Source organism: Brucella pecoris (assembly GCF_006376675.1).
Lineage (GTDB): Bacteria > Pseudomonadota > Alphaproteobacteria > Rhizobiales > Rhizobiaceae > Brucella > Brucella pecoris.
Genome location: NZ_VEWK01000005.1, coordinates 88,794 through 100,895 on the forward strand (window position 1 = coordinate 88,794; position 12,102 = coordinate 100,895).

Genomic DNA, 12,102 nt, shown 5'->3' on the forward strand with positions numbered 1-12,102 from the left:
GAAGTCGGGAACAGCATGTTTAACAAATTCACGGGTTTCATTGCCGCTGCCGCGATTGCTGCCACAGCAGTTTTTGCGGTTGCGCCCGCACAGGCGGATGATCTTGAAAAGATCAAGGCATCGGGCGAACTGAAGATCGCCATGAGCGGCCAGTACCCGCCGTTCAATTTCGTCAACGAGAAGAACGAGGTCGTGGGCTTCGATGCTTCCATCGGTGCGGCGATTGCCGAGCGCATGCAGTTGAAGCCGCAGCTCATCACCACGGCCTGGGATGGCATCGTTGCCGGTCTTCGGGCGGGCAAGTTCGATACGGTCGTCGGTTCCATGACGATCACGCCGGAGCGCGAGAAGGCGGTGGACTTCGTGGGACCGTATTATCATGCAGGTCGCGCGGTTTTCGTGAAGGAAGACTCCGCCGTTCAGAAGCTCGACGATCTCAAGGACAAGACCTTGGGTGTGACGCTTGGTGAAACCCATGAGAAGTGGGCGCGTGAGCAGGGCGGCTGGACCATTCGCACCTATAAGGGCCTGCCGGAACTCATGCTCGAACTGAATTCGGGTCGTGTTGACGCCATCGTTGTCGACAACATCCCGGTCATGGTGGCGATCAAGGAAACCGGCCAGAAGGTCCGCAAGCTCGATACGCCGGACATTGAAGGCGGCAGCGTTGCCATCGGCATCGCCATCCGCAAGAACAATCCGGAGCTGAAGGCGGCGATGCAGAAGGCGCTTGACGAGATCATGGCCGACGGCACCTACGAGAAGATCTCGATGCAATGGGTCGGCAGCGACATTCGCTGATACGTCATCCCGGCCCGGCATATGTCCGGGCCGGTTGAGAACCGATTGACCGGAGTTTTCCGATGGATTTTGCGTTGATGCAGCGCGTCCTCCCGTTTTTTCTGGAGGCGGCATGGGTAACTGTGCAGATTTCTGCGCTGGCCCTCATCCTGGGCCTTGCGGTGGCTGCAACACTTGTGACTGCGCGCCTGTCCCGCTCACCCATTTTGCGCGGGCTTGCAATCGCCTATGTCAGCGTCTTTCGCGGTACGCCCTGCCTTGTCCAGCTCTTCATCCTCTATTTCGGCGGTCCGCAGATCGGCATCAATCTGGAACCGTTTGCCGCTGGCGTCATCGGGCTCGGGCTGAACATCGGTGCCTATATGTCGGAATCGATCCGTGGCGCAATCCAGAGTGTCGATCGCGGCCAGAGCGAAGCGGCGCGCTCCATCGGCTTCGGGCGTGGCCAGACCATGCGGCTTGTTGTGCTGCCGCAGGCGGCTCGCCTCATGATCCGCCCGCTCGGCGTCAACGCCATTGCTCTTTTGAAAGGCTCGGCGCTGGTCTCTACGATTTCGGTGGTTGAACTGACCTATACGGCGCAGCGTTTCATTGGTTCGACCTACAAGCCGTTCGAGATTTTCGGCGTGGCCGCCGTTCTCTACATGATCATCATCTATGTCATGGCGCGCGGGGTCGATTTTCTCGACAAACGCTTTGCGGCGCAGTGAGGAGGACTGGATGCAGGCTCTCGATTTCAGCATCGTCACTCCCTATACGGATCTGCTTCTGACCGGATTGTGGTGGACGCTTGTTCTAACCGTTGCATCGGCGTTCTTAAGCTTCGTATTCGGCATCGCATTTGCGCTGGTGGTGCTTTATGCGCCTGCCATACTCGCCTGGCCGGTACGGTTTTTCATGTGGCTTTTCATGGGAACGCCGCTGCTGCTGCAACTGTTTCTGATTTATTTCGGGCTGGTACAGATCGGCATCAATATTCCCGCCCTTGGCGCTGGCATTATCGGCCTTAGCCTGCACTTTGCCGTCTATAATGCCGATATCATCCGGGCAGGCATTGTGGCAGTCGATCCGGGTCAGATGGAAGGCGCCCGTTCCATCGGTTTCAGCCACGGTCAGGCTTTGCGCTATGTCGTCATTCCGCAGGCGATCCGCAACACGATCCCGCCGATTGGCAACAACATGATCGTTCTTTTGAAGGATACGTCGCTGGTTTCGATCATCGGCATTGCCGAGTTGGTGCATAGCGCCCAGCTTGCCATCAGCGAAACCTTCAGCCCATTCGAATTCTATATCACCGTCGCGGCCATCTATTACGCGGTCAATCTCGTCCTTGAGGCCGGTTTGCGACGCATTGAAAGAAAAGTGGAGGTCACGCGATGAGCAGCCCCAAATCCGCAAAACCGATGGTCGAAGTGAAGGGCGCCCGCAAAGCCTATGGTGAGCTGGAAGTACTGAAAGGCATCGACCTTTCGGTGGCGCGCGGCCAGATCGTGGCGATCATCGGCCCCAGCGGTTCCGGCAAGAGCACACTTCTGCGTTCGATCAATCATCTGGAAACGCTGAATGGCGGCGAAGTCTGGCTCGATGGCGTGCAGGTCAACCAGCCGCTGACTGGACAGGCGTTTGAAAAGCACATTAACGCGGTGCGCCAGCAGATGGGCATGGTATTCCAGCACTTCAATCTGTTCCCGCATCTGACGGTACTCGAAAACATCACGCTCGGCCCGATCAAGCTCAAGGGCATGGGCAAGGACGCGGCCCGCACGCTGGCGCTGGAGCTTCTGTCGAAGGTGGGGCTTGCCGACAAGATCGACGTCTACCCTTCGCGCCTGTCGGGCGGGCAGAAGCAGCGCGTGGCCATTGCGCGTGCGCTCGCCATGCAGCCGAAGGTGATGCTGTTCGACGAGGCCACCTCGGCGCTCGATCCCGAGCTGGTGGATGAAGTCAATGCTGTCATGAAGCAGCTCGCCGCCGAACATATGACGATGCTGATCGTCACGCACGAGATGCGGTTTGCAGGCGAGGTCGCCGACCGCATCCTGTTCATGGATGGCGGTGTGGTGGTGGAAGAAGGACCGCCGGATCAGATTCTGAGCAATCCGGTGCAGGAGCGCACCCGCTCTTTCCTTAAGAAATATCTGGCTGCGTGAGGTGTCGGATGAGCGAGAGAAACGTTAACGAGTTCCCCGATTTCGGGCTGACCCCGGCACAACGGCGCGAAGCAGTCCTTGGCCATTATTATGAATATCCCGGCATGGACGGGCCGCGCGGCGAAATCTGGTGCTACACCGATGCCTATTCCTATTTGCCGGGCGCGACTGTCCATCTGCAGGTGAGTGCGACCGCCTCGCGTTTCGATATCGAAATCGTGCGGGACGGAGCCGTGGAAACACCGGTCTTCTCCAAACGCGGGATCGACTGCAAATGGCAGGAAACACCTGCGCAATGTTCGGTTGTTGGCTGCGGCTGGGAAACGACATTTGCCTTCAAGACGGATGAAAACTGGCCTTCCGGCGCCTATCGCATCACGCTGAAGGCGCATGGCAATGACGGACAGTCGATCCATTGCCACCACCTTTTCATCCTGCGCCCGGCGGCGGGCCGCAAGCCCGGTCGTATCCTGCAGGTCGCCGCGACCGGCACATGGACCGCCTATAATACCTGGGGCGGTTCTAATCATTATCAGGGCATTACCGGGCCGAATGGCGATCAATATGCAACGACGGTGAGCATCGAGCGCCCGTTCTGCCGCGGCTTTGTTGTCCTGCCATCCGACGCGCCTCGCGTGCCGTTGGAATTTGTGACGCCGCCTGCCGCACCCCCGCGCTATCCGCATATGGAATGGGCCTATGCCAATGGCTATTCCAAGAAATATACCTCTTCCGGCTGGGCAAGCTATGACAGCCTGTTCTTCCGCTGGGCCGAGCGGGAAGGCTATGCGGTTGATCTCGCCAGCCAGCACGAGTTGCATTTCTCGCCTGAAATCCTCGACGGTTATGATTGCGTGGCCTTTGTCGGTCACGACGAATACTGGACATGGGAAATGCGCGATGCCGTTGATCATTATGTCGATGGCGGTGGTCGTGCAGCGCGTTTTGCGGGCAATTTCATGTGGCAGACCCGGCTTGAAGATGATGGCAAGCGCCAGACCTGCTACAAATATCGCGCCCGCGCCGAAGACCCGGTCTATCGCTCCGCCGATCCGCGCCGCACCAGTGGTTGCTGGGAAGCGAAAGAAACCGGACGGCCAGCAGCGGAGACATTCGGTCTCAATGCATTGCGCGGGCTTTATGTCGGCTGGGGCGGTTGCGCCCCGCGCGGCGTGCGCGGTTTCCCGGTCTATCGCCCCGAACACTGGGCCTTTACTGGTACCGGCATCTATTACGGCGATCTTCTCGGTGCTGACGGTCACGCCTTCGGTTACGAAGTCGACGGGCTCGATTATGTGATCCGGGGCGGATTGCCGGAACCGGAGGAAGGCAGCGGTGCACCGGATGGATTGCAGATTCTGGCGCTCGGCATGTCGTCTCTCAAGGAGGAGAGCGCGGATATTCCAGCCGACGACCAGTTCCTCTCCGATGCTGATGCCAAATTCGTGGCCGATACGCTGATCGGCGACAATGGGGATGCAGCCGTCGAACGCATCAAGCGCGGCTGCGGCATGATCGTCAATTTCCCACGTGGCAAGGGCGAGGTTTTCCACGCCGGAAGCTGCGAGTGGGTAGCGGCTCTCAAACGCGGCGACCGCATGGTCGAGCGTGTGACCGCCAATGTTCTCAACCAATATCTCAAGCGCTGACAGAGTAACGCCATGCTCAACACAAAAGCACAGAACGAACGCCCGGCATCGCATCTTTTCTACCAGTCGCGCCTGCGCAGGCCGCTGGTCGACCGTGCCGAGGGCATCTATATCTGGGATCAGGACGGACGCCGTGTCATCGACGGATCGAGCGGCGCGATGGTGGTCAATATCGGCCACGGCAATCGCAACGTGCTCGATGCCATGAAAGAGCAGATGGACCGCGTGACCTTCGCCTATCGTCTGCATTTCGAAAACGAACCGGCGGAAGATCTGGCGCGCATGGCCGCCGAGCGGATGCCGGAAGGTCTGGACAAGATTTTCTTCGTTTCCGGCGGCTCGGAAGCGGTTGAATCCTGCATCAAGCTCGCCCGCCAGTGGGCAGTTGCGACCGGGCAGGGCAAGCGCTGGAAAGTGATTTCGCGTTTTCCATCCTATCACGGCGGCACGCTTGGCGCTCTGGCTGTCACCGGCTATGCAGCTTTGAGTGAGCCCTTCGCGCCCATCATGCGCGAAATGCCGAAAGTTCCGGCACCGACCGCCTATCTCGACCGCGACAATCTCACGATGGAACAGCGCGGCCAGAAATATGCCGACATGCTGGAGGAAAAGATTCAGGAAGAAGGCCCTGAAAGCGTGCTCGCGTTCATCATGGAGCCGATCGGTGGGGCGTCCACCGGCGCGCTGGTCGCACCCGATAGCTATTATCCGCGTATCCGCGAAATCTGCGACCGTTATGGCATCCTGCTGATCCACGACGAGGTGATGAGCGGCGCCGGGCGTACCGGCAAGTTTCTCGGCGGCGACCACTGGAATTGCAAGCCCGACCTCATCGCGCTTTCCAAGGGCTTTGCCTCCGGCTATTGCCCGCTTGGCGCAATGGCGGCACCAGCCCGTATCGTGCAGCCGGTTCTGGATGCGGGCGGCTTCCTGCATGGCTTCACCTATGCCGGTAATCCGCTGGCCTGCGCAGCGGGCAAGGCGGTGCTGCAGGAGATTGATCGCCTTGATCTGGTCGGCAACGCTGCCCGTATGGGCGACGCTCTGAAGGGCGAACTGGAAGGGCTTGCAAAACGCTTTCCTTTCATTGGCGATGTGCGCGGCAAGGGTTTGTTGCTGGCTGCTGAGTTCGTCGCCGATCCCGAAACCATGAAACCGCTGCCGAAGGAACTGAACGCTCATCAACGGATGGTCGATCTCGCCTATGAACGCGGCCTGATCATCTATTCGCGCCGCACACGCGGCGGTGTCGAAGGCGATCATTTCCTCGTCTGTCCACCCATGGTCGTGAACCGCGAACAGGTCGGCGAGATCACCGCCATTCTCGGCGATACGCTGGAGGTTCTGGCGCGTGAACTCCACCTGCCTGTGAATGCGTAAGGAAACCGGATCATGACCGACAAGAAGAAAACGCGTCGCAAGGTGATCATCACCTGCGCGGTGACAGGCTCCGTCCATACGCCGACCATGTCGCCGCATCTGCCGGTGACACCGGACGAGATTGCGAGCGAAGCCATTGCAGCGGCGGAAGCGGGCGCATCCATCCTGCATCTCCACGCCCGCGATCCGCGTGACGGCAGGCCATCCGCCAATCCGGACCTGTTCATGCAGTTCCTGCCGCGCATCAAACAATCGACAGCGGCGGTGGTGAATATTTCCACGGGCGGTTCATCATTGATGACGCTGGAAGACCGGCTGGCCGCACCGCTTAAAGCGCAACCGGAAATGTGTTCGCTCAATATGGGTTCGATGAATTTCGCGTTGTTCCCGGCACTCGACAAGCCGCGTGAATGGAAGCATGCGTGGGAACCGGAATTGCTGGAAGCCACACGCCATTCGATATTCAAGAACACTTTTGCGGATATGGAAGGCATTCTGACCAGCCTCGGTCAGGGCTGCGGCACGCGCTTCGAGTTCGAATGCTACGATGTCGGCCATCTCTATTCGCTGGCGCATTTCCGCGACCGGGGGCTGGTGTCGGGCCATCTGTTCATCCAGTTCGTCTTCGGCGTTCTGGGCGGCATCGGTGCCGACCCGGACAATCTCATGCATATGAAGCGGATCGCCGACAAGCTGTTCGGCGACGACTATTCCTTCTCGGTGCTGGCGGCTGGGCGGCATCAGATTCCGATGATTACCATGGCGGCTGCCATGGGCGGCAATGTGCGTGTCGGGCTGGAAGACAGCCTTTATGACGGGCGCGGCCAGCTAGCCAAGAGCAATGCCGATCAGGTTCGTCGCATCCGCAGCATCCTCGACGGCCTGTCACTGGATGTTGCAACGCCTGACGAGGCGCGTGAATATCTGGGTCTCAAAGGTGGAGACAGGGTGGCGTTCTGATGCCGAAGATCGTGTTGGACAGTAAAACCGGCGTCGTGGTCCGGCTTGGCGAACTCGCCGATGCCGAACAGATTCACGCAGCAATCTGTACGATGGGCGCTGGGCTTGGCGCGGCGGGAAAAATCTCCTGCACAGTTGAGGATTTCCGCCGTTACGGTTTCGGGCCATACGCTGCTTTTACCAGCCTGATCGCCGAGGTGGACGAAGGTTTTGCCGGGCTCGCCCTGTTCTTCCCGATCTTCTCGACATGGTACGGCAAACCCGGCGTCTACGTGCAGGACCTTTACGTCGATGAAGCCTTTCGCGGCAGGGGGATCGGTGAGGTGCTTTTGCGCCATGCCGCCTCCTGGTCGATGGCGCGGGGCGGCGTCTATCTACGGTTGGCCGTGGACCGGGACAATGTCGCAGCGCAGAGATTTTACGAACGGCTGGGTATCGGCTGGATCGAAGCCGACCGCGATCATGGCGCCTATGGCGATGATTTCGCCCGTCTGGCCCGCATCAATCAAATGAGGGAGCAATCATGAAAGCCTTTTACGCTGTCGAGCAGAAACGACACGACCCGAAAGCCTTTCTTTCCAGCGGTGCATCGCAGCCGAACCCCGAACAGCCGGAGCGTGCCGAGCGTCTGCTCGCTGGCGCAAAGGCCGCAGGCTGCGAGATTATCCGTACGCAAAATCATGGACTTGGCCCGATTGCTGCCGTGCATACGCCGGAATATCTGGAATTCCTGCAGCATATCTATGCTCGCTGGCGGCGCATTGAAGAGGCTTCGGAAGAGGTGATCCCGAACATCCATCCGCTGGCGCGTGATGGCCGTTATCCCGCATCCGCAGTCGGGCAGGTCGGCTATCACATGGCCGATACGGCTTGCCCGATTGCTGAACATACATGGGAAAGCGTGTGCTGGAGCGCATGGAGCGCGGTCGATGCCGCCGATGCGGTGCTTGCAGGCGAGGTCGCGGCCTATGCGCTCTGCCGTCCGCCGGGGCATCATGCCTTTGCCGATGTGGCGGGCGGCTTCTGCTTCGTCAACAATTCGGCGGTCGCGGCCCAGCGGCTACGCTCGAAAGCCCAGCGCGTGGCGATCCTCGACGTCGATCTTCACCACGGCAACGGCACGCAGGGTATATTCTATGCCCGCCCTGATGTGCTGACCGTCTCGATTCATGCTGATCCGGTGCGCTTCTATCCGTTCTTCTGGGGCCATGCCGATGAGCGCGGCGAGGAAGCGGGACTTGGCTACAATCTCAATTTGCCACTGCCGCGCAAATCCGGCGACGCCGAGTTCCTTGTGTCACTCGATACGGCTTTTCGCCGTATCGAAGCCTTTGCGCCGGATGCGCTGGTGGTAGCGCTGGGCCTCGATCCGTTTGAAGGCGATCCGTTCGGCGGATTGTCGGTCACCACCGGTGGTTTCGGCCGCATTGCAGAAGCAATCGCAAAGCTTCGGCTGCCAACCGTTATCGTGCAGGAAGGTGGCTATCTCTGCGACGCGCTGGGCGATAATCTCACAGCCTTTCTGGGTGGCTATCAGTCGGTGGCGCGATGAGCGGTCTTGTTACCTTTGTCGGCGTCGCGCATCCGTGGATGTGCGATGTCATGGGACACATGAATGTCCGGCATTATGCCGGGATGTTCGACGATGCGAGCTTTCAGCTTTTGGGCCACATTGCCGGGAAAATTCCCGATGACGGTTTTGGTTGGGCGGATGTGCGCTCGACAACCGAATACAAGCAGGAAGTGCCAGCCGGAGACCTGCTGACGATCCGTTCGCTTGTGCTGAAAGTCGGGCGCTCGTCGATCACGTTTCGCCAGATGATGGTGGGTTCGCTGGACGGTGAACTGCGCGCGGTTAACGAGACGACTACGGTTTGTTTCGACAAGCTTGCGCGGCGCTCAGCCGAACTCGAACCGGACATGCGCGTCCGGGCAGAAAAGCTGCTTGCGGATTATCCCGCCGACTGACAGGAAAAATGCAGCACGCTTTTCGTGCAGTCGCATTGAAGGTCACGCAACAGGCCGTCCTTGAGGCCGTACATCCACCCGTGCACGACAATATCCTTGTTCTGCTTCCAGGCTGATTGCAGAACCGGCGTGCGCGACAGGCTTTCCACCTGCGAGGCGACGGTCAGTTCGCAAAGCCGGTTCAGACGTTCCTCGGGATCGATAAAGCCGTCCAGCTCCTGTTCGTTTGCCTGTGCGATATCGCGAACCGGCTGGAGCCAGTTGTCGATGATGCCGTGGCCATAACCGGCCATGGCGGCGCGTACGCCGCCGCATCCGTAATGGCCGCAGACGATGATGTGCCTGATCTCCAGCACCTCGACAGCAAACTCAAGCACTGACAGCAAGTTGAGATCGGCGCGATGGACGAGGTTAGCGACGTTGCGGTGCACGAACACCTCACCCGGCTGCAATCCGGTGACGACATTGGCCGGAACGCGGCTGTCCGAACATCCGATCCAGAGATACTCCGGACGCTGCATTGATGACAGGCGGCTGAAATATTCAGGGTCTTCCTGGCGCTTTTCCGCTGCCCATTGCCGGTTGTGCTCGAAGAGGTCTGATAGCATGAACCCGTCTCATCCAGATGATCTTCATTCTCAGACATAGACGGATATAGAAATATAGTAATTGATGTCGATCAAGTAAGAATTGCTTCGACATGGAAGGAGCGGGACCCATGCCCGCTCCTTTTGTTTTTATGTCGCGGGCTTATCGCTACGACCGATGCCGAGCAACTGGTAGAAGACGAGGGCCGCCAGCGTCGATGTCGCAATGCCGCCAAGGGCGAAATCGCCGATCGTCAGCGTGAAGTCGCCCGCGCCGAAAATCAGCGCCACGCCGGCGGTGAAGAGGTTGCGGGAATCCGCGAAGTCCACCTTGTTGACGATCCAGATACGAGCCATGGCAGAGGCAATGAGGCCGAACACCGAAACGGCCAGGCCAGCCAGAACCGGGGCGGGGATGGTCTGCAGGATGGCTCCGAATTTCGGCGACATGCCAAGGATCAGCGCCATGATGGCGGCAATCACGAAGATCAGGGTCGAATAAACCTTGGTCATCGCCATGACGCCGATGTTTTCAGCATAGGTGGTCACACCTGTGCCGCCGCCCGAACCGGAGATCATGGTGGCGATGCCATCGCCGAGGAAGCCACGACCGATATAACGGTCCATGTTCTGGCCGGTGATTGAACCGAGCGCTTTGATATGGCCGAGATTTTCCGCCACCAGCACGACGGCAACCGGCGCGATGAGGGTGATCGCCTGCCAGTTGAATTCCGGCGTGGTGAAATGCGGCAGGCCGAACCATGCGGCATTGCTGACGGCGGTGAAATCGATGCCGGGCACGATACCGAGGCCATTGCCGAGGATCAGGACCAGCAGATAGCCGAACAGTAGAGCGAAAAGCACCGACAGGCGCTTGGTCCCACGCGGTCCGTAGGCGGCGATCATCGCCATGCAGAGAACGGTGAGCAACGCGATGGTTATATGCGTGCCGGTTCCCTTCAACTGGCCGACAGCGACCGGTGCGAGGTTGAGGCCGATGGAAACACCGATGGCACCGGTGACGACCGGAGGCATCAGCCTTTCAACCCATCCCGTGCCGATGGCCATGACCACAAGGCCGATAAAGGCATAGAGCGCGCCGCAGGCGATGATGCCGCCGAGTGCGATTGCGATATTGGGATTGGGGCCGGAACCGCCATAGCCGGTTGCGGCGATGACAACCGCGATGAAAGCGAAGGACGAACCGAGATAGCTCGGCACACGGCCTGCCGTCAGCACGAAGAACAGAAGCGTGCCGATACCGGAGAAGAAGACGGCCACATTGGGATCGAAACCCATCAGAAGCGGGGCCACGATGGTCGAGCCGGACATTGCGAGAAGATGCTGCACGCCCATTGGTATGGCGGCGGCGGCTGGCAGGCGCTCGTCAGGAAGCACGACGGCGTTTGATGTCAAACGCCAACTTGGAAAATAGCCCATGATGTCCCTCTGGAAAATATTATCCTGTTGCCTTTATCGCCTCATGGCGGCAATTTCCAGAGGGGAACAGCCCAAACAGCAAGCGAGTTGTTGATGAGTGGTCTCAACAATTTTCAGCCTGTCACCGTCACGTGGCCCTTATCATCCGTCACCGTTCCGATGATGCTGGCAGATGGGTAACCTGCGCCGCGGATGCTGTTCAGAAGCCTTTCGGCTTCGCCCGGCGTACAGGATACGAGAAGGCCGCCGGATGTCTGCGGGTCGGTCAGCAATTGCTGTTTCCAGAGCGGATAATCGTCCGGAAGCCGCACCTCATGGCCGTAACTTGCCCAGTTGCGGGTGGAGGCTCCGGTCACGAAACCGCCTTGCGTCAGTCGTTCGGCCTGCTTGAGAAAGGGCAGGGCGGTATAATCAAGGGTAATGCCCGCATTCGAACCGCGTGCCATTTCGAGGGCATGGCCGAGAATGCCGAAGCCGGTGACGTCGGTGACGGCATGAACGGCATCATCCTTGCCAAGTTCGGCGCCAACCCGGTTCAGCAAGGTGACGGACGCCATCATTTCATCATAACCGGCGCTGTCGAGTTCCTGCTTCTTGAAGGCAGCAGAGTATATGCCGACACCGATTGCCTTGGTCAGGATCAGCGTGTCTCCCGGACGCGCGCCGCTGTTCTTGCGCAGGCTCGAAAGCTTGCAGATGCCGATGACCGCCAGTCCGTAGATCGGTTCCGGCGCGTCGATGGAATGCCCGCCCGCCACCGGAATGCCAGCTTCAGCACAGATGCTGGAACCGCCTTTCAGGATTTCGCGGATCATTTCGGCGGGCATCTTGTTCACCGGCATGCCGAGGATCGCCAGCGCCATGATCGGTGTTCCGCCCATGGCATAAACGTCGGATATCGCATTGGTGGCTGCGATGCGTCCGAAATCGAACGGATCGTCCACCATCGGCATGAAGAAATCCGTGGTGGCGATCACGCAGTTCTCGTCGTCCAGTTGCCAGACGGCGGCATCGTCGCCGGTTTCCGTTCCGACGAGAAGTTGGCTGAAAGGCTGCATGGCCGGTTGGTCCGCCAGCAGGTCCTGCAGGACGGCCGGAGCCAGCTTGCAGCCGCAACCGCCACCATGGGCTAGCGTGCTGAGACGAATAGGCGATGCAATATCCATG

The 12,102-nt window shown here is 59.4% G+C and carries 13 protein-coding genes; 10 read left to right on the forward strand and 3 right to left on the reverse strand.

What is annotated here, in order from left to right; all coding sequences use genetic code 11:
- Positions 1 to 15 precede the first annotated feature (15 nt).
- From FIB18_RS11575 to FIB18_RS11620, 10 genes are all read left to right on the forward strand, one after another.
- On the forward strand, positions 16 to 801 hold the full coding sequence (locus FIB18_RS11575; protein WP_105544933.1) for an ABC transporter substrate-binding protein: 786 nt from the start codon (positions 16 to 18) through the stop codon (positions 799 to 801).
- A 62-nt stretch (positions 802 to 863) separates the two neighbouring features.
- Positions 864 to 1,511: an amino acid ABC transporter permease gene (locus tag FIB18_RS11580; protein WP_140020850.1), complete on the forward strand. Its 648-nt coding sequence runs from the start codon at positions 864 to 866 to the stop codon at positions 1,509 to 1,511.
- Positions 1,512 to 1,521: 10 nt separating this feature from the next.
- Positions 1,522 to 2,181 (forward strand): amino acid ABC transporter permease, encoded by a 660-nt coding sequence (locus tag FIB18_RS11585; protein WP_140020851.1) that lies wholly within the window; start codon positions 1,522 to 1,524, stop codon positions 2,179 to 2,181.
- 23 nt (positions 2,182 to 2,204) lie between these two features.
- Positions 2,205 to 2,951, forward strand: a complete 747-nt coding sequence (locus tag FIB18_RS11590; protein WP_140021019.1) for an amino acid ABC transporter ATP-binding protein — start codon at positions 2,205 to 2,207, stop codon at positions 2,949 to 2,951.
- Positions 2,952 to 2,959: 8 nt separating this feature from the next.
- On the forward strand, positions 2,960 to 4,600 hold the full coding sequence (locus FIB18_RS11595; protein ID WP_140020852.1) for a N,N-dimethylformamidase beta subunit family domain-containing protein: 1,641 nt from the start codon (positions 2,960 to 2,962) through the stop codon (positions 4,598 to 4,600).
- 12 nt (positions 4,601 to 4,612) lie between these two features.
- Complete coding sequence (locus FIB18_RS11600; RefSeq protein WP_140020853.1) at positions 4,613 to 5,980, forward strand: aminotransferase family protein; 1,368 nt, start codon at positions 4,613 to 4,615, stop codon at positions 5,978 to 5,980.
- Between the two features lie 12 nt (positions 5,981 to 5,992).
- On the forward strand, positions 5,993 to 6,940 hold the full coding sequence (locus FIB18_RS11605; protein ID WP_140020854.1) for a BKACE family enzyme: 948 nt from the start codon (positions 5,993 to 5,995) through the stop codon (positions 6,938 to 6,940).
- Positions 6,940 to 7,467, forward strand: coding sequence for a GNAT family N-acetyltransferase (locus FIB18_RS11610; protein WP_140020855.1), 528 nt, complete (start codon positions 6,940 to 6,942; stop codon positions 7,465 to 7,467). The genes FIB18_RS11605 and FIB18_RS11610 overlap by 1 nt, the downstream gene beginning before the upstream one ends.
- A complete protein-coding gene (locus tag FIB18_RS11615) occupies positions 7,464 to 8,492 on the forward strand; it encodes a histone deacetylase family protein (protein ID WP_140020856.1) in 1,029 nt (342 codons plus the stop codon). Before FIB18_RS11610 ends, FIB18_RS11615 begins: the two co-directional genes overlap by 4 nt.
- On the forward strand, positions 8,489 to 8,908 hold the full coding sequence (locus tag FIB18_RS11620) for an acyl-CoA thioesterase (protein WP_140020857.1): 420 nt from the start codon (positions 8,489 to 8,491) through the stop codon (positions 8,906 to 8,908). Before FIB18_RS11615 ends, FIB18_RS11620 begins: the two co-directional genes overlap by 4 nt.
- Here the strand turns inward: FIB18_RS11620 and can are convergent.
- The 3 genes from can to selD form a co-directional block, all read right to left on the reverse strand.
- Positions 8,893 to 9,516, reverse strand: coding sequence for a carbonate dehydratase (gene can / locus FIB18_RS11625; protein ID WP_140020858.1), 624 nt, complete (start codon positions 9,514 to 9,516; stop codon positions 8,893 to 8,895). The genes FIB18_RS11620 and can overlap by 16 nt on opposite strands.
- A 129-nt stretch (positions 9,517 to 9,645) precedes the next feature.
- Positions 9,646 to 10,935, reverse strand: coding sequence for a solute carrier family 23 protein (locus tag FIB18_RS11630; RefSeq protein ID WP_140020859.1), 1,290 nt, complete (start codon positions 10,933 to 10,935; stop codon positions 9,646 to 9,648).
- Between the two features lie 113 nt (positions 10,936 to 11,048).
- On the reverse strand, positions 11,049 to 12,101 hold the full coding sequence (gene selD / locus FIB18_RS11635; protein WP_140020860.1) for a selenide, water dikinase SelD: 1,053 nt from the start codon (positions 12,099 to 12,101) through the stop codon (positions 11,049 to 11,051).
- Position 12,102 lies beyond the last annotated feature (1 nt).

Coding starts and splice junctions, on each gene's coding strand:
- FIB18_RS11575 (WP_105544933.1), top strand. CDS start 16: ATGTTTAACAAATTCACGGGTTTCATTGCCGCTGCCGCGATTGCTGCC.
- FIB18_RS11580 (WP_140020850.1), top strand. CDS start 864: ATGGATTTTGCGTTGATGCAGCGCGTCCTCCCGTTTTTTCTGGAGGCG.
- FIB18_RS11585 (WP_140020851.1), top strand. CDS start 1,522: ATGCAGGCTCTCGATTTCAGCATCGTCACTCCCTATACGGATCTGCTT.
- FIB18_RS11590 (WP_140021019.1), top strand. CDS start 2,205: ATGGTCGAAGTGAAGGGCGCCCGCAAAGCCTATGGTGAGCTGGAAGTA.
- FIB18_RS11595 (WP_140020852.1), top strand. CDS start 2,960: ATGAGCGAGAGAAACGTTAACGAGTTCCCCGATTTCGGGCTGACCCCG.
- FIB18_RS11600 (WP_140020853.1), top strand. CDS start 4,613: ATGCTCAACACAAAAGCACAGAACGAACGCCCGGCATCGCATCTTTTC.
- FIB18_RS11605 (WP_140020854.1), top strand. CDS start 5,993: ATGACCGACAAGAAGAAAACGCGTCGCAAGGTGATCATCACCTGCGCG.
- FIB18_RS11610 (WP_140020855.1), top strand. CDS start 6,940: ATGCCGAAGATCGTGTTGGACAGTAAAACCGGCGTCGTGGTCCGGCTT.
- FIB18_RS11615 (WP_140020856.1), top strand. CDS start 7,464: ATGAAAGCCTTTTACGCTGTCGAGCAGAAACGACACGACCCGAAAGCC.
- FIB18_RS11620 (WP_140020857.1), top strand. CDS start 8,489: ATGAGCGGTCTTGTTACCTTTGTCGGCGTCGCGCATCCGTGGATGTGC.
- can (WP_140020858.1), bottom strand. CDS start 9,516: ATGCTATCAGACCTCTTCGAGCACAACCGGCAATGGGCAGCGGAAAAG.
- FIB18_RS11630 (WP_140020859.1), bottom strand. CDS start 10,935: ATGGGCTATTTTCCAAGTTGGCGTTTGACATCAAACGCCGTCGTGCTT.
- selD (WP_140020860.1), bottom strand. CDS start 12,101: ATGGATATTGCATCGCCTATTCGTCTCAGCACGCTAGCCCATGGTGGC.